This window comes from Litoribacillus peritrichatus, assembly GCF_039537985.1.
GTDB lineage: Bacteria > Pseudomonadota > Gammaproteobacteria > Pseudomonadales > Litoribrevibacteraceae > Litoribacillus > Litoribacillus peritrichatus.
This window is the reverse complement of sequence record NZ_BAABBN010000007.1, coordinates 88550-111798: the sequence shown is the minus strand read 5'-3', so window position 1 is coordinate 111798 and position 23249 is coordinate 88550. Positions and strand designations below refer to the sequence as shown.

The 23249-nt window shown below is 47.7% G+C and carries 19 protein-coding genes; 3 read left to right on the top strand and 16 right to left on the bottom strand.

Features of this window, described 5'->3' with window-relative positions:
• Nucleotides 1-27 precede the first annotated feature (27 nt).
• From aceE to cuyB, 4 genes are all read right to left on the bottom strand, one after another.
• Nucleotides 28-2697, bottom strand: coding sequence for a pyruvate dehydrogenase (acetyl-transferring), homodimeric type (gene aceE, locus ABD744_RS10290; RefSeq protein WP_344798181.1), 2670 nt, complete (start codon nt 2695-2697; stop codon nt 28-30).
• 223 nt (nt 2698-2920) lie between these two features.
• Nucleotides 2921-4240, bottom strand: coding sequence for a dicarboxylate/amino acid:cation symporter (locus ABD744_RS10285; RefSeq protein ID WP_344798179.1), 1320 nt, complete (start codon nt 4238-4240; stop codon nt 2921-2923).
• Nucleotides 4241-4386: 146 nt separating this feature from the next.
• Complete coding sequence (locus tag ABD744_RS10280) at nt 4387-5820, bottom strand: aspartate ammonia-lyase (protein ID WP_344798177.1); 1434 nt, start codon at nt 5818-5820, stop codon at nt 4387-4389.
• 469 nt (nt 5821-6289) lie between these two features.
• Nucleotides 6290-7003 (bottom strand): cysteate racemase, encoded by a 714-nt coding sequence (cuyB, locus tag ABD744_RS10275; protein ID WP_344798175.1) that lies wholly within the window; start codon nt 7001-7003, stop codon nt 6290-6292.
• Between the two features lie 289 nt (nt 7004-7292).
• Here cuyB and ABD744_RS10270 point away from each other — a divergent pair, with 289 nt between their 5' ends.
• The 3 genes from ABD744_RS10270 to ABD744_RS10260 are packed head-to-tail and all read left to right on the top strand — an operon-like array spanning nt 7293 to nt 11377.
• On the top strand, nt 7293-8240 hold the full coding sequence (locus ABD744_RS10270; RefSeq protein WP_344798173.1) for a LysR substrate-binding domain-containing protein: 948 nt from the start codon (nt 7293-7295) through the stop codon (nt 8238-8240).
• Nucleotides 8227-9900 (top strand): transporter substrate-binding domain-containing protein, encoded by a 1674-nt coding sequence (locus tag ABD744_RS10265; protein WP_344798171.1) that lies wholly within the window; start codon nt 8227-8229, stop codon nt 9898-9900. Before ABD744_RS10270 ends, ABD744_RS10265 begins: the two co-directional genes overlap by 14 nt.
• 43 nt (nt 9901-9943) lie before the next feature.
• Entirely contained in the window at nt 9944-11377 is a 1434-nt protein-coding gene (locus ABD744_RS10260) for a sigma-54-dependent transcriptional regulator (RefSeq protein WP_344798169.1), read from the top strand.
• 25 nt (nt 11378-11402) lie between these two features.
• On the opposite strand, the gene ABD744_RS10255 is transcribed toward ABD744_RS10260, so the two are convergent.
• From ABD744_RS10255 to ABD744_RS10200, 12 genes are all read right to left on the bottom strand, one after another.
• Nucleotides 11403-11564 (bottom strand): hypothetical protein, encoded by a 162-nt coding sequence (locus tag ABD744_RS10255; protein ID WP_344798167.1) that lies wholly within the window; start codon nt 11562-11564, stop codon nt 11403-11405.
• A gap of 71 nt (nt 11565-11635) precedes the next feature.
• Nucleotides 11636-12331, bottom strand: coding sequence for a hypothetical protein (locus ABD744_RS10250; protein ID WP_344798165.1), 696 nt, complete (start codon nt 12329-12331; stop codon nt 11636-11638).
• Nucleotides 12328-13257: a hypothetical protein gene (locus tag ABD744_RS10245; RefSeq protein ID WP_344798163.1), complete on the bottom strand. Its 930-nt coding sequence runs from the start codon at nt 13255-13257 to the stop codon at nt 12328-12330. The genes ABD744_RS10250 and ABD744_RS10245 overlap by 4 nt, the downstream gene beginning before the upstream one ends.
• 136 nt (nt 13258-13393) lie before the next feature.
• Nucleotides 13394-14266 (bottom strand): agmatinase, encoded by an 873-nt coding sequence (gene speB, locus ABD744_RS10240; RefSeq protein ID WP_344798161.1) that lies wholly within the window; start codon nt 14264-14266, stop codon nt 13394-13396.
• 33 nt (nt 14267-14299) lie between these two features.
• A complete protein-coding gene (locus ABD744_RS10235) occupies nt 14300-14674 on the bottom strand; it encodes a DUF4440 domain-containing protein (RefSeq protein ID WP_344798159.1) in 375 nt (124 codons plus the stop codon).
• Between the two features lie 29 nt (nt 14675-14703).
• Complete coding sequence (gene nspC, locus ABD744_RS10230; RefSeq protein ID WP_344798157.1) at nt 14704-15894, bottom strand: carboxynorspermidine decarboxylase; 1191 nt, start codon at nt 15892-15894, stop codon at nt 14704-14706.
• Between the two features lie 211 nt (nt 15895-16105).
• Nucleotides 16106-17317: a saccharopine dehydrogenase family protein gene (locus ABD744_RS10225; protein WP_344798155.1), complete on the bottom strand. Its 1212-nt coding sequence runs from the start codon at nt 17315-17317 to the stop codon at nt 16106-16108.
• An 84-nt stretch (nt 17318-17401) separates the two neighbouring features.
• Nucleotides 17402-19312 (bottom strand): biosynthetic arginine decarboxylase, encoded by a 1911-nt coding sequence (speA, locus tag ABD744_RS10220; RefSeq protein WP_344798153.1) that lies wholly within the window; start codon nt 19310-19312, stop codon nt 17402-17404.
• 181 nt (nt 19313-19493) lie between these two features.
• On the bottom strand, nt 19494-19877 hold the full coding sequence (locus ABD744_RS10215; RefSeq protein ID WP_344798151.1) for a DUF2218 domain-containing protein: 384 nt from the start codon (nt 19875-19877) through the stop codon (nt 19494-19496).
• Nucleotides 19878-19927: 50 nt separating this feature from the next.
• A complete protein-coding gene (locus ABD744_RS10210; protein ID WP_344798149.1) occupies nt 19928-20701 on the bottom strand; it encodes an ABC transporter ATP-binding protein in 774 nt (257 codons plus the stop codon).
• Nucleotides 20701-21801, bottom strand: coding sequence for a FecCD family ABC transporter permease (locus ABD744_RS10205; protein ID WP_344798147.1), 1101 nt, complete (start codon nt 21799-21801; stop codon nt 20701-20703). Before ABD744_RS10205 ends, ABD744_RS10210 begins: the two co-directional genes overlap by 1 nt.
• 19 nt (nt 21802-21820) lie before the next feature.
• Complete coding sequence (locus tag ABD744_RS10200; protein WP_344798145.1) at nt 21821-23002, bottom strand: ABC transporter substrate-binding protein; 1182 nt, start codon at nt 23000-23002, stop codon at nt 21821-21823.
• Nucleotides 23003-23249: the final 247 nt, after the last annotated feature.

The following is a 23249-nucleotide window of genomic DNA, read 5'->3' as shown; positions in this document are numbered from 1 at the left end:
AAGCTCCTTTTATTGATCACAAAACCTTTAACGACTCACCGGATTAGGCAAGTTACGGTCAATGTCGTATTTACGCATGGCATCAAGTACCCGCGACATCTCAATTTCATTACGATTAGCCAACGCTTCAAGCGCTGCAACGGCCACATAATGACGATCCACTTCAAAAAAGCGTCGTAGTTTTTGTCGAGTGTCGCTTCGTCCAAAGCCATCCGTGCCCAACACGGTATAGTCTGTGGGGACATAAGCTCGAATCTGCTCACCGTACAACTTGATGTAATCGCTCGACGCAATCACAGGCCCTTGCTGATCTTTCAGACAAGCAGTGACGTACGCTTCTTTGGAAGGCTCGTCCGGGTGCAACATGTTCCAACGTCGAACATGCTGACCGTCACGCGCCAATTCATTAAAACTGGTTGCGCTCCATACATCGGAGCTGATGCCAAAATCGTCTTTTAATAACTGTGCAGCCGCACGTACTTCATTGAGAATCGCGCCAGACCCCAGCAATTGCACTCTTAAACCAGATTCACCTTTGTCTCCGGCGTCCGCTTCCACAGACTCAAACAGATACATGCCTTTGATAATGCCTTCTTCTGCACCCTCTGGCATTTCAGGTTGGCGATAGTTCTCATTCATGATGGTGAGGTAATAAAACACGTTTTCATTCTCGCCGTACATGCGTCGCAAACCGTCCTGAATAATCACCGCCAGCTCATACGCATACGCAGGATCATAAGCCACGCAATTCGGAACCGTTCCGGCCAGAATGTGACTGTGGCCGTCCTGATGCTGTAACCCTTCACCATTCAGCGTGGTTCGACCAGCCGTTCCCCCCATTAGGAAGCCACGCGCCTGCATGTCACCGGCCGCCCAGGCCAAGTCGCCCACGCGTTGGAAACCAAACATGGAGTAGAAAATGTAAAACGGCACCAGCGGATAATCGTGAGTGCTGTATGAAGTCGCACACGCCGCCCAAGCCGACATGGCTCCGGCTTCGTTGATGCCTTCTTCCAGAATCTGCCCTTGTTTGTCCTCCCGGTAATACATCATCTGATCGCGGTCGTGGGGCACGTACTTTTGGCCTTCTGCGGTATAAATACCCAACTGGCGGAACATGCCTTCCATCCCAAAGGTACGTGCTTCATCCGGCACAATCGGCACAACACGTTTACCAATGCGCTTGTCTTTGGTTAACGACGACAGCAATCGAACGAATGCCATGGTGGTGGAAATTTCACGATCGCCCGAGCCCTTCAGTTGGCCTTCAAACGCACTCAGCTCAGGAACGGTCAACGGCTGACTTTGCGCCCGTCGATTCGGATAAAAGCCGCCCAACTGTTGGCGACGTTTATTCATGTACAACATTTCCGGGCTGTCTTCCGCCGGACGATAATACGGCACCTCTTTTAACTCTTCGTCGCTTAACGGAATACCGAAGCGATTACGGAACGACTTCAACGTGTCCTGATCCAGTTTTTTCAAAGAGTGGGTGGTATTTTGAGCTTCACCGGCCGAGCCAAAGCCATAACCTTTAATGGTGTGCGCCAGAATAACCGTTGGCTGGCCTTTGTGTTTGGTCGCCGCCTGATACGCCGCATACACCTTGTAAGGGTCATGACCGCCACGATTCAATTGCGCGATGTCTTCATCCGTCAGGCCTTCAGTCAACTTGGCCAAATCCGGATCACTGCCAAAGAATTGTTTACGAATGTATTCCGGGCCATTGCTCTTCAGGTTCTGAAGCTCACCATCCACCACGGCGTCCATCGCTTTTTGCATGGCACCGTTTTTGTCTTGTTCGAACAACGGGTCCCAACGACGACCCCAAACCACTTTAATGACGTTCCAGCCCGCGCCACGGAAGACGCCTTCCAGTTCCTGAATGATCTTGCCATTGCCTCGTACCGGGCCATCCAGACGCTGCAAGTTACAGTTCACCACGAAAATCAGGTTGTCGAGTTTTTCCCGGCCGGCCAACGCAATCGAGCCCAGTGTTTCCGGTTCATCGGTTTCGCCATCGCCCACAAAACACCAGACCTTACGGTCCGAGGTATTGGTCAGTTCGCGACTCTCCATGTATTTCATCACGTGCGCCTGATAAATGGCCTGTAACGGCCCCAACCCCATGGAAACCGTCGGGAACTGCCAGTAATCCGGCATCAACCAAGGGTGTGGATAAGACGACAAGCCATTGCCATCCACTTCGCTACGGAAGTTATCCATCTGTTCTTCACTGATGCGGCCTTCAAGGAACGAACGCGCATAGATACCCGGCGCCGTGTGACCCTGGATATAAACCAGGTCGGCATCACGGGTTTCATCCCCCGCATGGAAAAAATAATTGAATCCCACGTCATACAATGTCGCGATCGAAGAAAAAGTAGAGATGTGACCACCCAGATCGCCCGGTCGTTGATTGGCACGAATCACCATCGCCAAGGCATTCCAGCGAATCAAAGAACGAATCCGGCGCTCCATGAACAAGTCGCCCGGCATGGGGGCTTCTTTGCTGACAGGAATGGTATTGCGATACGGGGTAGTAATCGAATAAGGCAACTGAGTGCCTTCGCGCGTTGCGCGTTCGGATAACCGGGTTAACAGATAGCTAGAGCGATTGATGCCCTGGGTTTCCATTACCGACTCTAAGGAATCTAACCACTCGCGTGTTTCGACCGGATCTGAATCATCTAGCATCTACTTCTCCTAATGGATCGTACTTATTGAAATCGTTGCGTATTATTTTTGGACGTAATTTCTTACACGTTCTTAGGTATTGCTGCTTATAGGTGTTATTTAAAAGTACTGCTTGCAGACAGTACTTTTAAATAACACCGCACCCATTGCAGGCGCGGCAGGCGGTGACTTAACTGAATCCAAGCCACCTCAACTTCAAACTCAAGCCAACTTCAAACTCAAATTAACCTGCGTCTGCGTTTGAATAAGACGCCTGACTGCTCTGAGTGCCAAACGCCGTCGTTGCAGGTGCTTCCTTGTTATAAATCGCGGTATCCAGCTCGTTTTCACTCTTGCCAACCAGAACAGACACCATCAAGTCACCACACACGTTGACACTGGTGCGCGCCATATCCAGAATTCGGTCAATACCAGCGATGATCGCCAAACCTTCCATCGGCAAACCAACGGTGGTTAAGACCAAAGACAACATGATCAGACCTGCGCCAGGCACGCCCGCCGTACCAATCGACGCCAAAGTCGCGGTAAGAATGATGGTCACATATTCCGCCATGCCCAAATCCACACCAAACGCCTGAGCCACAAACAATGCCGTCACACCCTGGTACAAAGCCGTGCCATCCATATTGATGGTTGCACCTAAAGGAAGCACAAAACTGGAAATGCCTTTTGAAACGCCCATTTCTTCACGAGCGCATTTGATGGTTGCCGGTAACGTGCCAGAACTGCTTGTTGTAGTGAATGCAACAGCGGCAGGATTAACCAAGGCTTTTAAGTAACGGATTGGATTCAACTGAGCAAACACACTGATGATGCCACTGTAAACCACCACCACATGAATGATGCTGCCGATGTAAGCCACGGCAATCACTTTGATCAACGGCATTAGGATGTCCAGACCGTACTTGCCGGATACCCAGGCCATCAAACCGAAAATACCGTACGGTGCAAATTTCATAACAAGCTCTGTCAGCTTGTACATGGCTTCCGCCAGGCTTTCAAACACAGCCACGGCAGGCCTGGCTTTTTCACCCACCAGATTGAATGAAATACCCAAACCTAAAGCAAATACGATGATTTGCAGAATATTACCTGCAGCCAAAGCATCCACCGGATTCTTAGGCACAAGATTGATGATGGTATCCACCAGCGATGGCGCGCTCTTGCCTTCATCGGCTGCGGCACTGGCCACCATGTTCAAGCCATCGCCCGGCGTTAATAGCGTCGCCAGCACCATACCGATGGTGATTGCCACAGCCGTGGTACCGAGGTAAATGAAGACCGATTTTAAACCGATACGGCCCATTTTCCGGGTGTCCTGCATGGAGGTCACACCCACAATCAACGAACAGAAAACCAAAGGAACAATCAGCATCTTAATCGCGTGAATAAACAAAGTACCAATCGGTTTTAACACTTCCGCATCGGGGCCAAGAATCGCACCGGCAATGATACCGAGCGTCATACCAATCAGGATTTTCTTCCATAAGGCCAGTCGGCCCCAAATTCCCTTGTTACTTTCATTCGTCAATGATGGTTGCATAACATCACCCTATAGTTGTTGTAGTGGGTTGGTGTAATTCATTGAACAAGTTCAAATACTCTCTGAGTTTGCATTGGTCTGAGCCATCTCATCCCGAAGAGCGATTTGAATTTGTTCAACCGTTCTGGTTTCAGAAATAATCAGCCTCAACGCAGCCAGCGCTGAGGTCTGATCATGTTTTCAGGTTTTAAAATTTGATCGAGCACTTCCGGTTTTAATAGTGCTTCTTCACGGATCAGTTCCAGCACGCCCCGACCACTGGCCAAAGCTTCTTTTGCAATACGGGTAGCGTTTTCATAGCCGATGTAAGGACTCACTGCGGTAATACTGCCAATGCTCTGGTCGACCATGTGCTGACAATGTTCCTCATTGGCGGTAATGCCGGTAATACAGCGCGTTTCAAGCATGTGCATTGCTCGGGATAACATGCGGATGGATTCCAGCACGTTGTAGGCAATCAATGGCTCCATGGCATTTAACTGCAACTGACCCGCTTCGGCCGCCATGGTCACCGCCATATCGTTACCAATCACCTGATACGCCACCTGATTGACCGCTTCCGGAATCACCGGATTAATCTTGCCCGGCATGATTGAACTGCCCGGCTGCTGCGCAGGTAAATTAATTTCACTCAGGCCACAACGAGGGCCCATGCTCAGCAAACGTAAATCGTTGGAAATTTTGGAAAGTTTGACCGCTAACCGCTTCAGCATGGAAGAGAACAACACAAACGCGCCCATATCCGAGCTGGCTTCCACCAAGTCAGACGCCGATTTAAATTGAATGCCACTGATTTCAGACAATTGTTCAACGGCCAATTTGGCGTATTCCGGGTCAGTATTGATCCCAGTGCCAATGGCGGTGCCACCCAAATTCACTTCTTTAAGCAACTCTGAAAGACCGGCTACCCGATCAATGTCCTCACCCAACGTGGTCGCAAACGAATTAAATTCCTGCCCTAAGGTCATTGGCACCGCATCCTGCAACTGAGTCCGGCCCATTTTCAAAATATGTTTAAATTCATCCGCTTTTTTCAGGAAGGCTTGCTGCAAAGAAGCCAGGGCATTGACCACATCACCATGACTCAACAAAATCGACAGGCGTACAGCGGTTGGATAGGCATCGTTGGTGGATTGAGACATGTTCACATCGTTATTCGGATGCAGATGTTGGTAGTCTCCTTTTGCGTGGCCCATGTGTTCCAGCGCAACATTAGCGATGACTTCGTTAGCGTTCATATTGGTGGAAGTCCCTGCGCCACCTTGTATCATGTCGACCACAAACTGATCGTGACAATAACCTTCAAGTAACTTAGCTACTGCCGCTTCAATGGCCTTGGTTTTCGGTTCCTCCAACAAACCCAACTGGTTGTTGGCTCTGGCTGCGGCCAGTTTTACCATGGCAAGCGCGCGTACCAATTGCGGAAAATGGCTTAAAGGCACGCCGCTCAAATCGAAGTTCTGCGTCGCTCGATGAGTCTGGATACCGTAATAAGCCTCCCCAGGCACCATAGCGTCACCCAAAAGGTCTTTTTCCTTTCGGAAAGGGGATGTCATGTTCATCGCGTATGTCGTACTCATCACTCGGCACCTAATCTTTATTTTTAATTAACCAAGGGCATTAACCGTTTTCGTTCACCGGTTTGCGGGAACCAAAAGCCGTAAAGAATTCGTCCTTACCAAAAGCCGAATCCCTGAGGAGATATCGCAATTTGGATGCCAAACCGACAAAACAGATATAACCAGCTGATTTAAAAGATATTTAAGCCATTCACATGAAAAACAACGGCATTCAAAGGGGTATAACCTACAGCTTGTTTTTTTGCTTGAGGATCGGCCAAAACCACAACTTTTCTATTCATTTCAATACGTTAAGCTGAAGCCACCAAAGTTATAACCTTTCAACAGGTTATACCCCTTTCTTCAAGTCGTTCTCAGGCATCATTCAGAAAAATAATTCACAGACCTATACCGACGGGCAAAAGGTAAACCAGCTAGGCATAAAAAAGGCGCTCCAAGAGCGCCAAACTAACGAGGGGTCAGTAGAAACTTATGCAGCCAATGGCTGCTTTTGAGCCAAATACCAAGCAACACAGGCTTCAGCAAGCGCGCCAGTGGCGTCTACGCCGAAAGGCAATAACGGTGAGTGAATTTGTTCAAGTGCCAACGGAATTTCGGTACAGCCTAAAATGACGCGTTCAGCCCCCTGTTCCAACAGGTTCTGCACTGCAGCTTCTAAGTAAGCAGCCCCCTCTGTGACCTTGCCGGATTTAACCTGATAGATGCCCTCCATCACCGACTTCTGTACATCATCGGCCGGGAATGCACACGTCAGCCCGTATTGAGCCAACTCCCGTTCATAAAATCCGGCTTTTAAGGTGCCGTCCGTCGCCAACAAACCAACCCGACGAACACCGGAACCCCCTGCTATCTGCTCGGCACACACTCTGGCAATGTGTAATACTTCGGTTTGCGTCGCCTTGGCTAACGCCTCATGCCAGTAATGTGCGGTATTGCAAGGAATCGCAATGCACCCCACACCGCCTTGAACAAGCGTTTCCAAGCCCATTTTTAACGCAGGCAACGGCGAAGCAGAACCATCCATTAAACAGGCCGTCCGATCGGGAATCTGGGGTACGGAATGAATGAGCAGCGGAATATGATCCTGATCACTTTGTGCCGGGGTGTTAGCAATGATTTTTTGGATGAAGTCCACTGTGGCCAACGGCCCCATACCGCCCAATATCCCCACTTTATTGTTCATAGTCTGAATCCTTGTTGCGTTTGCCATTGATTGGTTGCTGTTCGTTAAAGTTGGTTTATCCACAAGATATAAACTGAAAACACACAACACCAATGCCGAATCAACAAGGGCCATGCACAAAATCAATAATCACAATAAAAATGAATAAAATCATAGTAATAGATAACTTATCCACAGTACGCATAAGCCATTCTTTAAATGCATACGTTCAATATTTCATAGGACACGAGCAAATTTGGTTTAGAATTATCCGTGTCATAACAAAAACAACCGAGCTGTACACCAATCCATGAACATAGAAACGAAATGGCTGGAAGATTTTTTATCACTGGCTGCCACTCAAAATTTTTCAAAAGCAGCGGAAGAACGGCACGTCACTCAACCGGCCTTTAGTCGAAGAATTCGGGCACTGGAAACCGCCATCGGCTGTCATTTAGTCGACCGTAATCACACCCCGGTTCAACTCACCGCCGAAGGCCAGTTATTTAAGATCAGCGCCAGCAACACCCTGGACCAGCTCAACGCCAGCATTGACCACATACAAGCGCTCAGTGCCCGTCATCAGGTCGTCGATTTTGCGGTGTCACACACCTTATCTTTGTCTTTTTTTCCCAGCTTTATTCAATCCCTGCAATCGGAATTAAGTAATACCCATACCCGTCAACTGGTTGCCAACGTCGATGACAGTTTCCAGGCACTGAAGAACGGCATATGCGATTTTCTGATTGCCTACGGCGGCCAACATTCAGAATCCCAAAACTTTATCGGGTTTGCTCTGGCTACTGAATCCCTGATCCCGGTTTCTATTCCCAATGACGAGGGGAAGCCTTTATTTTCACTCGAAACGCCACCCAATCAGGGAAACGAGACAACACTTCCTTATTTAGCGTATCCGGAAGACATTTTTCTGGGCCGACAGGTGAAACGTCTGTTGAGCCAACATGCCACGCCCTTGAAAAAGACCGTTGAGTCATCGATGGCCGACAGCCTGAAAATGATGGCCATGCAAGGCTTGGGCATCGCTTGGGTACCGGCATATTCAGTAGAAAGAGAACTGGAACAAGGCAACCTTATGATCTGCGGCGGTGATGCCTGGCACATTCCTCTGGACATCTGGCTGTATCGCTGTAACCGGGATCTGTCTCCGAACACCGAGAAATTATGGCAATCTCTGCAGGCCCGATTTGAGACAAAAGCGGCCGACCAACAAAAACAGAGCGCAAATGCCCATGATTAAGGCCATCGTCTGCAGCCTGGCAGCCAGCTTGTTATTCCTCTCTGAACTCAGCCTGGCTGATATCAAAGACCCGAATAAAGTCATTCAAGTGGGTGGCGATCTCAACTATCCGCCCTATGAGTTTCTGGATGAAGATGGCGCTCCCACCGGCTACAACGTCGAACTGACTCAAGCCATTGCCGAAGTGATGGGCATCAAAGTCAACTTCCAGTTGAGCGATTGGGGCACCATGCGCCAAGCACTGGAAGATGGCGACATCGATATTCTGCAAGGGATCTCCTACACCGAAGAACGAGCGCAAAAATACACCTTTTCGCCAGCCCATGCCTTTGTTCATCAATCCATTTTCACCCGCAAGGGCAACCCGGTCATCAACGATATCTCCGATTTAAAAGGCAAGTCGGTGGTGGTTCAGCGCCAAGGCGTAATGCACGATTACCTGCTGGACAACCACATAGGCGCCAAACTGGTGTTGGTGGACACCCACGCCGACGCCATCCGGTTACTGGCGTCCGGCAAACACGATTATGCCCTGGTTGCCAATTTACCCAGCTTGTACCTCAGCCAAAAACTTGGGATCTCCGACATCGTTCTCTCCGGTAAAGCCTTTGAAGCACAAAAATACGGCTACGCCGTTCAGAAAGGCAACGAGTCATTACTGGCTCAGTTCAGCGAAGGGCTGGCGATCCTCAAAAATACCGGCCGATATCAGGAAATCTACGACAAATGGTTAGGGCCACTGGAAGAGCAAAGGTTTCCGTGGCGTAAATTCGGTACTGCCTTCATCACCCTATCCGTCATTATCCTGGCCATTTTTTTGGTGATCGTATTTTGGAACCGGGCGTTAGCCAAAGAAGTAGAGCGCCGTTCCAAAGAACTGGAACTTCGCCAACAGCAATTAATTCAAGCAGATAAAATGACGTCTCTGGGCATACTGGTATCCGGCGTGGCTCATGAGATTAACAACCCCTGTGGCTTGTTGATGCTCAATATCCCGATATTAAAAGACTCCTATCAGGACGCCTTAACAGTACTGGAAGAACATTACCAAGCCCATGGCGACTTCGACTTAGGCGGCTTAAGCTACTCACGAATGCGCGAAGAAATCCCGGCCATGCTGGATGAAATGTTCGCCGGTGTTGAACGCATCAAGCGCATTGTCGACGACTTGGGCGATTTCTCCCGACAAGACACATCCACCATCAAAGAAGTGATCGACTTAAACGCCATCACCACCACTGCTATACGATTGGTGGATAATACCCTACGTAAATCGACAGAAGACTTCAGCGCCCGACTGGGTAACAAACTGCCAACCTTTAAAGGCAACGCACAACGCATTGAACAAGTTATCATCAACCTGCTGGTCAATGCCTGTCAGGCACTTGAACATAAATCTCAGAAAATTGAATTGAAGACCTATTACCGTGAAAGTTCAAATCAGTTAATCTTAAAAGTGTCCGACCAAGGCTGTGGTATCCCACCAGAAAACATTTCCTCGCTGAGTGACCCGTTTTTCACCACCAAACGAGAAACCGGCGGCACAGGTTTGGGCCTTTCGGTGTCATCAGGGATTGTTCGGGAGCACGGAGGTACGCTAACCTTCGACTCAAAGTGCGGCGAAGGCACCACAGTTACCTTATCCTTACCCATTGAATAATTTAGCCATTAGATAACCAAAGCGAACAGGAATTGAACGCACCATGACCAACAACATTTTCCCTTCCTTTGGCGTATTACTGGTAGACGACGAAGCGCCCTTTCTTCGTAGCCTGAGTATGATGCTGGAACGACGCAGCGGCATAAATAACATTCACCGCTGTGAAGACAGCCTCATGGTGATGGACATACTCAAGCGTGAACACATCGGGCTGGTGATTCTTGACCTCACCATGCCTAATCTGTCTGGCGATCAGCTGCTCGAACAGATTGTCGAAGAACACCCGGAAATCAGCGTCATCATGCTAAGCGGGCTAAATCAGGTGAAAACCGCAGTAGATTGCCTGCACCTTGGTGCATTTGATTACTTCGTCAAAACCACCGAAGAAGATCGTTTGGTCGAAGGCATCAACCGGGCCATCAAAGTATTAGAACTCAGACATGAGAACCAGGAACTCAGTAAACGATTTCTGAATAACACTCTGGAAAACCCGGAGGTTTTTGAAAACATCATCACCGCCGATCAGGGCATGCGCTCGGTTTTCCAGTACCTGGAATCCATCGCCGCCAGCCAACAACCTTTATTAATCACTGGCGAAAGCGGCGTAGGTAAAGAACTGTTTGCCAAAGCGGCTCATGCCCTCAGCAAACAAACCGGCCCACTGATCACCGTCAACGTCGCAGGCCTCGACGATAACGTTTTCTCCGATACCCTATTCGGTCACCAAAAAGGCGCCTTTACCGGCGCCGATCGCGCACGCCCCGGCTTGATTGAACAAGCGGCGGGCGGCACCCTGTTTTTGGATGAAATTGGCGACTTGAGCATGGCCTCTCAAGTGAAGTTATTAAGACTTTTGCAAGAAGGTGATTACTTCCCACTGGGCAGCGATAAACCAAAAACTTTATCAGCCCGAGTAATCGTCGCCACTCATCAAAATCTGACCAACAAGCAAACCAGCGGCGAATTCCGTAAAGATCTTTACTATCGCCTGCGAACCCATCATGTGGAAATTCCGGCACTGCGCCAACGCCAAAACGACATTCCGCTATTGCTGGAGCACTTCCTCAGCGAAGCCGCCAACGAACTGGAAAAAAACAAACCCAGCATTCCTAAAGAATTGCAGGTGTTGTTAAAGAACTACAGCTTCCCGGGCAACGTCCGTGAATTACGAGCCATGGCGTTTGATGCCATGAGCCTGCATAAATCCCGAATGCTCTCGATGAACGCCTTCAAAAAAGCCATCGACGCTACCAGCGATGGAACTGCTCCTGCCGCCTCTTCAGCCGAAAGCGTTCATCAAAATGTATTCAACCCCGATGAACCTTTGCCGCAAATGTCGGAAGTCTCTGATTTACTGGCACAAGAAGCCATGCGTCGTGCCGAAGGCAACCAGTCGATCGCTTGTTCACTGATTGGAATATCCCAGCCAGCATTGAGTAAGCGGCTGAAGAAGATGGAGAGTTCGGGGGAGGAGTAAATTGAGTGGACTTACTATAAAAGCACTACTCAGATTTGTTATCCGGCTTTGCTAAATTTTCAACGTTACCTAACACAACCTCTTTCACAAGTTCCTGTTGAATCTCTATAGGCTTCTTTTTAAAGAGGTCTTCGGCAGATTTTTTTGCCTGTTCGGTAGCGTATTTTAATCTTTCTCCTAAAGCCACATCTTTTCGACTTTTGAAGATTACAAAGAGAATTATTGAATTACTCGATGAGGAAAAACCTCATCGAATACTTAGCAAGATGCGAATATTTTTTGCTGGATTATATTAGGGATAAACGTGTTCTTATCCTGCTGGTTCTTAAAGCCCAACCTCTTATACACATCACCACCAATCCCAGGAAGAACTTCATTATCTGAAGTTCTTTCACTATCTTTCGCCAGAAAAGTGAAGTCCAATAAGTTGGCTATCTTATTAGGAAACTGTAGCTTAAGTTTTTGCTCAGACTGTGTATGCATAACAGGAGCAACAACATGTATCGCCGCAGGTTGAATTTTATCATATAAAGCAGTGATATTTGTTTTAACTACACAAGAGCCCGATATAATCGACTTTATAACAATAAGTTCATCAGCTGAGTCATATCCGTTTTCAAAATACGTATTGTATATTGGAGCAACACTAGACCCATTTACTTCAGATCGTTCATTCCAAAAACAAGTCAAATACAGCGCCTTAGTATAATCCTCTAAAGACTCAACAATTCCTTTTGCAAGAAAATCGGCGTCTTCAGCAGTAACAACTAAACAATACGTCTTATCTCTGTCAAGACTATGCTTTAATTCATTCCCCAAATGACGACCAATATTTAGCATAGACCTTTGATAATCTGGAGCACTTATATCAGAGCCTAATAACTCATCTAACAGTCTTTTTGCATGATGATCATCTGGATTCTTATAGATTCTAGATAGCGCTGGACGTTTCATAGATTTTCTCCAGTACTCATAAGAAGCGTAATAAGTTCAATAGCTTTAGTTGGTTTCTTAATCCTGATTTCATTACAAATAGCTTTAAACTGATTTGTGCCCACTCGAGGCTTAACCTGTCCTTGAAAACTATCTTTATAAGAATAGTGAAGAAATCCCTCACATAATTCATAACTCAAACCTTCAATACTGTCAAGGACTTCTAAAGGTATTTCCTTTGCTTCATCCGGATCAACAACTTCAGATTTAAAAAAGTTTGGTTTAGCAACTTCTCTAGCTTTATTAATAATACTAGAAATTTTGACGTTTTTTTGTCCAAATGCACTCCATGCACCCAACAAGTGTTGAACAATTACCTCTAGTTTATCGATTTGTTCAGAAGAGACACATAATCGACCAACTGCAGCTTTAAAATCTTGATTCTCCATCAACATCTGATTAACAGAATCAGGGTTTTTAAAATTAATACAACGAGTATAGGAAGAAATGCTTGAAGGTATATCTTTACATCTACTTCTATAAACATTGATATCAGCCAAAACCAATACCACTTCTGAATTATCTAAATCATAAAGCTCTTTATCTAACTGATTTTGTTTCCTGAAATATGGAGCGATCCCTTTGCCCCCATTCCAATAAACTCTTTTTGAGTCTTTCAACTGATAACTATGTTTTGAGCTAGTTGTTCGATTCAAAATAACAAGATCATCTACAAAAGCATAACTCTGAGAGCAAACTTCTATATCATCGTTTTTAGCAATCTGGTAGAACTTAGCAATCTTATAAACAGCAAAATATTGCTCATGCTGATTTCCTTTAGCATTATTCGCTCCACCCATAGCCTGCCTTTTTAGGTGAACTAATGCTTCTGAAGATATTTCACTCTCAACAAAGTTTTCAAGCTCTTCATTTGTTACTGTGTTCATTCCCTAACCACACAAACTCGCTCCCTAAGTTGCGTGCGAGTATATCAACTACTAGTCATCCTGCAAAATATTTGTTCAAAAATACACCAAGTATTTCCCTGCTTTATTTATAAAACGAATCTACTAACTTAATAAATCAACGATTCCTTTCAACAATCCCCATCATCTTGTACATCAACAAAGACGCAGCAAAGTCATAAGCGTGGAAACCTGCAATCGGGGCAAATTCCATGATATCGAAGCCGATGACTTCACGTTGTTTCGCCACCGACTCAAACAATCCAAGGGTCTGATACCAGCCTAAGCCACCTGGCACCGGGGTGCCTGTGGATGGGAATACCGAAGGGTCCATGCCATCAATATCCAGAGTGAAGAAGACTTTCTTCGGGAAATCTTCCGGCAATTCAATGCTGCTGATGTTTTGTGGCACTATGTCATCGGCATCGGCGTAATACACACCATGTTTTTTACGAATTTCGATTTCTTCTTCACAGTACGCACGGATGCCTAATTGATACAGGGGAATGCCTTCGTCCACACAGCGCTTCATCACCGAGGCGTGGCTGTACTTGTCGCCTTCGTAGGCTTCACGTAAATCGGCGTGCGCGTCGATTTGGACGATACCAAAATCTTTGATGCCCGCATCCAACATGCCTTTGATGATGCCGTAAGTGACCGTATGCTCACCGCCAATGCCCACCGGCATTTTGCCCATTTCACAAATCGGTTTTACAGCCGCAGCGATGTTTTCGATCACCTGATCTGCATCGGCGTTGCAGTCTACCGGGTCATGGGTGTAAATCCCCAATTCACAAGGTTTGCTCTTGCCATCCCACTCTTCCAACTGCCAAGAGGCTTCCAGAATTGCCGACGGGCCTTCATTGGTGCCGCCACCATAGGAAACCGTGCGCTCAAACGGCACAGGCACAATATGAAACAACGCCTCTTCAGGCTTCGGGTGCTCAATCTCAGAGCCTAGAAAAATGGGGTACGTCAGTTCTTTGGTCATGACTTAAACTCGAAAACAAGATTATGAAAAGGTTCATTGTACTTTATCAACGTTTGAAACATGTAAGCTTTCAACACGCCAGTTATTGCCCGACTTGCTCCACACTTCACTGAAGTAAACAGCACCAAAGCTACACTGTTCGGTATTGGCTTCAGCTATCCCTGTCACCAGACAGCACTTTTCAGATAAGGGCTTAAACTCCAAGCGTTGTTCTTTCTGAAATACCTTGGCTTTAAACCAGGAGCCATTTTCCACCCGAGCCTGAATGTTAACGTACCTGTTTTGGCGTTCTATTCCGGTTCCGGAGATAAACACAAAATTGTCGGTTTCATATTTCTGTAACGCTTCAATATCGCCTTGGTAGAAAGCCTGATACCAAGCCCGTCGGATATCCTTTAATTCATTCATAGGTTCTATTCTTCCCTGAGTTGAACAAATTACGACAAACGCCCTTTGAAGTCCTCATAGCCAAACCGTTTCACCACAGTCAATTGATCGGTCTCGCTGTTCCAAATAGCAATGCTCGGAAGGTTGATGCCATTGAAGGTGGTGGTTTTCACCATGGTGTAATGAGACATGTCATCGAACACCACGCGATCACCCACCTGTAAAGGTTCTGCAAAGCTGTAATCGTTGATCACGTCACCGGCCAAACAGGTCATCCCACCCATGCGATAGGTATGCGGCAGTACGTTAGCTTCATCCGCTCCTAACACGTCCGGTCGATACGGCATTTCCAACGTATCCGGCATGTGGCAGGTGGCTGAGGTATCCAGAATCGCAAGATCCATTACGTTGTGGGTGATGTCCAATACTTCCGTCACCAATACACCGGTATGAATGGCGGCGGCTTCACCGGGTTCCAGGTAAACCTCAACGTTATGATCCTGCTTGAAGCGTTTGATGCGTTCAATCAGACCTTCTACGTTGTAGCCTTCCGCCGTGATGTGATGACCACCGCCAAAGTTGATCCACTGCATTTGAGGTATCAGATGGCCAAAGGTTCTCTCAACGGCCGCTAAAGTGCGCTCCAGGGGTTCATAACCTTGTTCGCACAGGGTGTGAAAGTGCAGGCCGCTGATGCCTTCAAGATAACCATCACCCTGCTCTGCTTTCGCCTTTTCAAACTCAGCGTAGGGGATACCCAAGCGGGAGCAAGGGGCGCATGGGTCATAAATCGCTACCGCGCCTTCCGAATGTTCCGGGTTAATGCGCAAGCCCACCTCCGGCTTGCCATCGCGTTGCTGTTGCGTTTGCTGAACCAAAGGCTTAAACCGTTGCCACTGGCTGAACGAGTTAAACACCAAGTGATCTGCAATCTTTAAAATCTCTTTCAAATCCGCTTCCGTATACGCAGCAGAAAACACATGCACTTCACCGCCATATTCTTCAGCGCCTAAGCGCGCTTCATTCAGACCGCTGGAACAAGTGCCCGACAAATACTTGCTGACCAAAGGCGCAAGGCTCCACATGGAAAACGCTTTCAAGGCAGACAGGACTTTGGCGCCACTTTGCTCTTGCACGTAGTTAAGCAGTTTCAGATTATTTTCCACCGCCACTTCGTCCACAACAAAGCAAGGCGAAGGTACTCGGGAAGCATCAAATTTCTTGAAAGGATTTGTTTTCATAGCGCATCTTTGAGAGGGATGAAGGTAATTTCGAAAATTACATGATTGAAGTTAACACGTCAGAATATAAAAGAATCAAACAGCATTTCTTTGAAGCAGCGACAGGATGTCGCGATAGCCTCGTTGGCACAGGGATGTGCCATTGAGGCAACGTAAAAAGGAACGCTGTTTGATTCAGCCGGAGCTTACATTCTCTCCGGATTTATTCCTGTTACTTATCAAGCGGGTGCTTATCCAGCTCCACTTCATTCCACGGCAAACCGTATTTGTTCAGGTCTTCCATGAATGGGTCCGGGTCCATCTGCTCGATGTTCCAAACACCTTCTTGCATCCACTTGCCTTCAATCATCATCTTGGCGCCAATCATCGCCGGCACACCCGTAGTGTAAGAAATGGCTTGGGAGTTCACTTCTGCGTAGCAGGCTTCGTGATCACAGATGTTGTACACATACATCAGCTTCTCTTTGCCGTCTTTGATGCCACGAACGATACAGCCGATACAAGTACGACCTTTGGTACGAGGACCAAGGCTTGCCGGGTCAGGAAGTACTGACTTCAGGAACTGCAACGGAATCACTTCGGTGCCGTTGTAATCCACCGGTTCAATCGAAGTCATGCCGATGTTTTCCAACACTTCCAAATGCTTCAGGTAGTTCTCAGAGAAGCTCATCCAGAACTGGCCTTTCTTCAACGTCGGGAAGTGCTTAGATAAAGACTCCAGCTCTTCATGATACATACGGTAGATATTGTACGTTCCCACACCTTCAGGACATTCGAAGCTGCTTGAAGTGGACATCGCATCGGTGGTTTGGAAAGCACCGTCTTCCCAGTGTCGGCATTCAGCCGTTACTTCACGGATGTTAATTTCCGGGTTGAAGTTGGTAGCAAACGGGTGGCCGTGATCGCCGCCATTCACATCAATGATGTCCAATTCATGAATTTCATCAAAATGATGCTTGGCCATGTGCGCGGTATAAACATTGGTCACACCCGGATCAAAGCCCGAACCCAACAATGCCATCAAACCTTTTTCACGGAATTTCTCCTGATACGCCCACTGCCACTTGTATTCAAACTTGGCTTCTTCCGGTGGCTCATAGTTGGCAGTATCCGAATAATGAACACCTGCTTCCAGACACGCATCCATGATGTGAAGATCTTGATATGGTAAAGCCACGTTGATCACCATGAATGGCTGTTCTGCTTTCAAAAGAGCCGTCAGCTCGGGCACGTTATCCGCATCCACCTGAGCAGTACGAACGGTCACACCAGTTTTTTCCGCCACTTGTTGGGCAATCAACTTACACTTTTCTTCAGTACGGCTTGCCAAAATAATGTCAGTAAAAACTTCTGGCAGCTGAGCGCACTTATGCACTACCACACCACCAACACCACCGGCACCAATGATCATTACCTTTGCCATGAGCAACTCTCCGTTTAAATTGAGTCCGTTAAAATTATGTTCGTTAAATGTATATCGTTGTTTCTCTAAATCTAAAAATGAAATCTAATTTTCGTAGTAGGTATAGCCACTTAAGCTGGCGGAAAACGCGGCCAGAATTTGCTGTCGTGTCGATACGCTGATCTTGCCCCGACGCACCGCTTTTTCCACCGTATTACGGAATTTGTCGCGTAAGCTCTTAGGGTCGTATTCCACGTAACTCAATACATCAGCAATGCTGTCACCATGCAACTCACGCATAAAGTCGTAACTGCCATCGGCATTAATGCGAATGCTGACCACGTTGGTATCGCCAAACAAATTGTGTAAATCGCTTAATGTTTCCTGATACGCCCCGACCAGAAAAACCCCCATGTAATATTCTTCATCTTTTTTCAACGGATGAAGCGGCAAGGTTTTTCGGCCACCAATGAAATTATCAATCTTGCCATCGCAGTCACAGGTTAAATCCGCAATCATCGCTTCCCGGGTTGGCATTTCATTAAGACGATGTACCGGCATGATCGGAAACACCTGACCAATCGCCCAGGCATCCGGCAACGATTGAAATACACTGAAGTTACCATAGTAAATATCGGCCAAATCTTCCCGTAGATTGGTCAGTTCTTCCGGTAAATGTTCGACAGAAGGTGCAATGGACTGAACCCCTTGAACGATACTCAAAAACACGTTTTCTGCCTGAGCACGAACCCGAAGATTGACCTGACCACGATTGAACAAGTGACGAATCTCATCACGATAGAAAATGGCGTCGTTATAACATTCCTGAACGTTTTTCGGATTCAAACGCTCGGTCACCTCAAACAGGTTCTTCAACGTTTCATCGCTGTCGTCCGAAGGCTTTTCGACTTTAAAAACGGGATCAAAATGGGCCACATCCAAGGTGTTAAACAAAAACAAACTGGAGTAAGCCACGGTGGCCCGGCCGGATTCCGACATCAGCACCGGATGAGGAATGTTCAGCGGGTCCAGGGTCTGCATCACCGCTTCTACGATGTCGACACAATACTCATCCATCGTATAATTTTTACTGTGCGTGCCTCGGTGTTGAGCCCCATCGTAATCCACCGCCAAGCCACCACCGGTATCCAGATACCCCATTGGCGCGCCTTCGTTAATCATGCTGATGTAATAACGACACGCTTCCTGAACGCCCTGACGAATGTTATGAATGCTCGGAATCTGAGACCCCAGATGAAAATGCAGCATTTCAAGGCAGTCAATCATGTCCGCCGCTTTCAACTGATCAATCACTTCCACCAGCTGCAAACTGTTTAAGCCAAAAATACTGCGGTCGCCACTGTCGTTTTCCCAATGGCCTTCGACAGTGGTGGATAACTTGATGCGCGTACCTATCATCGGCTTCACGCCCAGTTCTTTACTGCGGCGAATAATCAGCGGGACTTCACTCGGAGTTTCAACCACAAAGAAACACTTCCACCCCAACTGGATAGCGCGTAAACCTAAATCGATGAACTCTTCGTCTTTATAGCCATTACAAACAATGTAACTTTCATCACTGGGTAAAGATGCCATCGCAATGATCAGTTCAGGCTTACTGCCCGCTTCCAAACCGTGATTGTAACGATTACCAAACTGGGCGATTTCTTCCACCACGTGGCATTGTTGGTTCACTTTAATTGGAAACACGCCACGGTAAATGTTCTGATATTCTGCGGCCTTGATGGCCGAACGGAATGCTTCGTTGATATTACTGATGCTTTGATCGAGCAGATTTTCAATGCGCAGTAAAACAGGCATGTCCAACTCGCGGTCTTTCATGCCCGAAATCACATCCATCAGAGGTACTTTGACTGTGTCCGAGCCGTTCACCGGACAAGTAATCATCACTTCGCCGTCGTCCGAGACATCAAAATAGCCATTACCCCAATGGTCAATACCATAGGTTTCTTTCGCGGTTTCAATATCCCAGTGTTCGAAGGGGCTTGATTTCATAATGTATACACCCTGACTTACAAAAAACAGGCATCAACCGATGCAGACCAAATACTGAGCCACCCCATAACAAATGCTGGCTCCGCTGAATTCTATTTCGATGATCTCGTTCGAGACCCATAAACGAGGGAGCGGATTCTATCCACCTTTTGATGCCCCGTCGACCAGATTTTTGGCTATTTTACATCCAATTCAAAACTAACTGATCTTTAAGCGCGAAACGATCAAAATGGCGCTTGAGCGTTTCCAGAATTTCTTCCAGTTCCGGCTCCGAGTTCGCCTCGCAACGCACGCTCAACGTTTGCTGCGTTGCAGTCATAAAACACCAGCCCATGTCAAAGAACACCTTGCCTTGCACGGTGTTCCAATGGGCCGGTACCCGGTGCGTGAAATGCTTACACATTTTTTGCAAATACACACTGGCTTTGGGTGTATCAATAATAGCTTCTCTGGCACACTCGCCCAGCCCGACTTGCCCATCCTCTGCATCAAACTTATTGCTTGATTTTTGTTCAGCCGTCATCTGATCAATGAAAGATGATTGCATTGCTGTGTCTTGTGCCATGTTCAACGCCTCCGCTTGATTTGTATCTCGATATTTAAATATCAAGGCCTTCAGGCAATCGCCCGATCTGCCAGTACGATGGGATACCCCTGCGAGCATTGTTCCACCCGCCCCTCAATGCCGTACGCCAAACGCAGATTATCAGACGTTAGTACTTCATCCGGCGACCCCATTGCCAGCACCCCTTGTTGACTTAAAATCAGTAACTGATCGCAAAACCTAAGGGCCAAATTCAAATCGTGACTCGCCACTAAGCCAATGGCACCGGTGCTGGTCACCTCTTCACGGATGGTTTCCAGTACGTTCAATTGCCAATGCAAATCCAAAGCGCTGGTAGGCTCATCCAATAACAATAATTTAGGCTGACGAACCAAGACCTGAGCCAACCCCACCATCTGACGCTGACCGCCCGACATTTCCGCTAAGCGGCGTAATGCCAAAGACTCAATGCCTAAACGCCGAAACACGTTATCAATGGAATGCTCAATCTCAGCCTGAGAAAGATCAGTACGAACCGCACGGCAAGCACTGAACACCAACTCATACGCCACCAAAGTCGTCGCTTGCGGCAAAGTTTGTGGTAAATAGCCCAATGTTCGGATGAATTCTGAGCGCGGCAGCCCGGACAACGGCGCTTCATTCAAACGCGCTTCACCCGAGTATTTATTAATGCCCGCCAACGACTTCAAAAAGGTCGATTTACCCACCGCATTTGGCCCCAATACCGCCACCAAAGAACCTGATTTTATGTCAGGCAAATTAATATCGGAGATCACCCGACGCGAACGATAACCTACGTTCATGTGCTTAATGGATAACGTCATTAGGTGTACTCCTTGCCGCGCGTCATAATCAGGCTGATAAACAAAGGAATGCCCACCAGTGCCGTCACAATACCCACCGGCAGGATAACTCCCGGAATCAAGGCTTTACTGGCAATCGACGAAAGGGATAACAAAATAGCCCCTGCCAAAGCACTGCCCGGTAAGAAAAAGCGGTGATCTTCACCCAGCACCATGCGCGCAATGTGCGGCCCAACCAAACCAATGAAACCAATTTCACCCACGAAGGCCAACGCAACAGCGGTCAGTAAACTCACTCGCAGTAACACGACAAGCCGGACACGCTCGACATTGATTCCGATGCTTCTCGCCTGATCCTCACCACTGCGCAACGCCGTTAAAGACCAAAGATGAACCGTTGACCAAATGGCGCAAATCACAAATACCGTAAAAACGATGGTTACCTTTTCCATGCTGGCGCGGGCCAAACTGCCCATGGTCCAAAAAACAATCTGCTGAAGGGCACTGCTGTCGGCCACAAATTGCAATAACCCCACCACCGCATTCAATCCGAACATCAAAGCGATCCCGAACAACACCACCGTATGAACACTTGCGCCCAAACTTCTGGACAACACCAGAATTAATAACGACGCCGCCGTTGCAAACACAAACGCAGACAAAGGCAACAAATAAGTAAAGCTCAGGCCCAGCCAGGTGAAATCCCAAACAATCGTCAACGATGCACCCAGCGTCGCTGCCGCACCCACCCCTAAAGTAAACGGGCTGGCCAACGGGTTGTTCAGCACCGTCTGCATTTCAGCCCCGGCTAACCCCAAACAGGCTCCGACCACCAACGCCATCAGCGCGTAAGGCAAACGTACATCCCAGATGATGACCCGGGTGCTGGCTTCCAGTTGATCAGGCTGAACCAAGCCAGCCAATACATCCCATAATCCCAGCTGAGCTGGCCCGGTAGAGATATCCCATAACAACGAAGTGACGGCCACTAAGGCCATCACTATTAAAAGTACACTTCGTTTCCAGACAAACTGACGATAATCTGCTGCCAATTTCCCGCTGCCTGCAACACAGGTGTTTTTGTCTGCCCGATCCACTGAGGGCTGTGCTACATCCGTCATAACCTTTCCTCCACAGTGTTCATAAGCTGGTCCAGTAAGTGCCATTCAAAGGTACCGGCTGAAAACGATCAAACAAGGTCTGCATGGTTTGTTTTGGGTCCAAATCGGCAAACTCGTTCGGGTACATCCACTTAGCAAAGGCTTGCACCGCTACCACATTCAGCGGCGTATTATAAAAATGATGCCACACTGCGAATGCCCGTTTCGATTGAATCGCTTCCAGCTCCATCACGCCGGAACCTTGCAGTGCTTGTTGAAAAGACGCTTTCGCCATTGCATCATCCACCCCCGCACCCAACACAATGTACAATGGCTGGTTATCATCGTCCGATTCTGCTCTTTCTTTTGCACCCTGCGCGGAACCAATGGCCGTTGCAATGTAGATGTCCGGTTGCATGGTGAGTAAATATTCCAGATTCATCACCCCGGCAGCGCCTGGTACGATTTCTTTGGCCACATTTTTACCTTGTCCGGCCTCCACAAACGACGCCATCATGCCCCGAACCATGGTTTCACAGCATAAATCCTGCAAGCCTACCCGACTGTGTAAAAATACACTCGGTGCAGCCAGGCTTTCATCCTGACGAATTTTTGCCAACTTGGTTTCAACCCTCGCCAGTTGTTCGGTATAAAACTCAACAAATGCCAGAGCCTGTTGCTCACGACCCAATACCTTACCCAGCAACTCAATACTCTTAACCGTATTCACCAAAGGCTTTTGACGAAAATCCACAAAAATAACCGCCACACCAGCACGCTCTAGCTGCTGAATTAACTCTGCGTTCCTGGACGTCGGCCCATGCCCTTCCAAACCGAAAATCGCCACATCGGCTTTCAGCGACAACACTCGCTCAACACTGAAACTGTCTGCGGAAGCGTGTCCCACTTGAGGAATACGCTCAATTTCTGGGAACTTGTGGCGATATTGCTCATAACTTCCTGGATCTGTCTGTTTAAAATCCGCCAGCATCCCCACAATTCGTTTCAGCGGTTGTTCTTTATCCAAAATGGCCAAAGCCGGTATGTATCGGCTCTCACCTAAAATAATTCTGTTTACCTGATTGGCCATTGGGACGGTTCGCCCTGCCAGGTCAGTCACTGTCATCTGGGACGCTTGCGCCATGGCTAAGGTCGAAAACACGCCACCCAGCACAGCTGCGAACCCTAATACCGCAGTTCTTATTCGTTTCATCACACTCATTATTTATCTTCTCATCTGATTCACTGTCAGATTGCACCTCTCACGCGACTGCCGTTTTAAACGATCTTTTTCACGCAATACAAAGGATTAGGAAAGATGCGGTGGTTGAACAATGCCTTGCTCAATGTTTTGAATGTCGGAAAACGCTCTTGAGTCATCGACTGGGAAGCTTACGCTTTGAAATACGACAGAGCCCACTATGAAACCCTGCCGCATCGCCCACCCAAGAGCGTTTAAACTGGAGGCT

Excerpts from the sequence above, each read along its gene's own strand:
- nspC (WP_344798157.1), bottom strand. The coding sequence starts at position 15,894 with ATGAAAACAAATCCTTTCAAGAAATTTGATGCTTCCCGAGTACCTTCG.
- ABD744_RS10210 (WP_344798149.1), bottom strand. The coding sequence starts at position 20,701 with ATGACGTTATCCATTAAGCACATGAACGTAGGTTATCGTTCGCGTCGG.
- ABD744_RS10280 (WP_344798177.1), bottom strand. The coding sequence starts at position 5,820 with ATGAGTACGACATACGCGATGAACATGACATCCCCTTTCCGAAAGGAA.
- ABD744_RS10270 (WP_344798173.1), top strand. The coding sequence starts at position 7,293 with ATGAACATAGAAACGAAATGGCTGGAAGATTTTTTATCACTGGCTGCC.
- speB (WP_344798161.1), bottom strand. The coding sequence starts at position 14,266 with ATGACCAAAGAACTGACGTACCCCATTTTTCTAGGCTCTGAGATTGAG.
- aceE (WP_344798181.1), bottom strand. The coding sequence starts at position 2,697 with ATGCTAGATGATTCAGATCCGGTCGAAACACGCGAGTGGTTAGATTCC.
- ABD744_RS10245 (WP_344798163.1), bottom strand. The coding sequence starts at position 13,257 with ATGAACACAGTAACAAATGAAGAGCTTGAAAACTTTGTTGAGAGTGAA.
- cuyB (WP_344798175.1), bottom strand. The coding sequence starts at position 7,003 with ATGAACAATAAAGTGGGGATATTGGGCGGTATGGGGCCGTTGGCCACA.
- speA (WP_344798153.1), bottom strand. The coding sequence starts at position 19,312 with ATGAAATCAAGCCCCTTCGAACACTGGGATATTGAAACCGCGAAAGAA.
- ABD744_RS10265 (WP_344798171.1), top strand. The coding sequence starts at position 8,227 with ATGCCCATGATTAAGGCCATCGTCTGCAGCCTGGCAGCCAGCTTGTTA.
- ABD744_RS10235 (WP_344798159.1), bottom strand. The coding sequence starts at position 14,674 with ATGAATGAATTAAAGGATATCCGACGGGCTTGGTATCAGGCTTTCTAC.
- ABD744_RS10250 (WP_344798165.1), bottom strand. The coding sequence starts at position 12,331 with ATGAAACGTCCAGCGCTATCTAGAATCTATAAGAATCCAGATGATCAT.
- ABD744_RS10225 (WP_344798155.1), bottom strand. The coding sequence starts at position 17,317 with ATGGCAAAGGTAATGATCATTGGTGCCGGTGGTGTTGGTGGTGTGGTA.
- ABD744_RS10200 (WP_344798145.1), bottom strand. The coding sequence starts at position 23,002 with ATGAGTGTGATGAAACGAATAAGAACTGCGGTATTAGGGTTCGCAGCT.
- ABD744_RS10260 (WP_344798169.1), top strand. The coding sequence starts at position 9,944 with ATGACCAACAACATTTTCCCTTCCTTTGGCGTATTACTGGTAGACGAC.
- ABD744_RS10215 (WP_344798151.1), bottom strand. The coding sequence starts at position 19,877 with ATGGCACAAGACACAGCAATGCAATCATCTTTCATTGATCAGATGACG.
- ABD744_RS10285 (WP_344798179.1), bottom strand. The coding sequence starts at position 4,240 with ATGCAACCATCATTGACGAATGAAAGTAACAAGGGAATTTGGGGCCGA.
- ABD744_RS10205 (WP_344798147.1), bottom strand. The coding sequence starts at position 21,801 with ATGACGGATGTAGCACAGCCCTCAGTGGATCGGGCAGACAAAAACACC.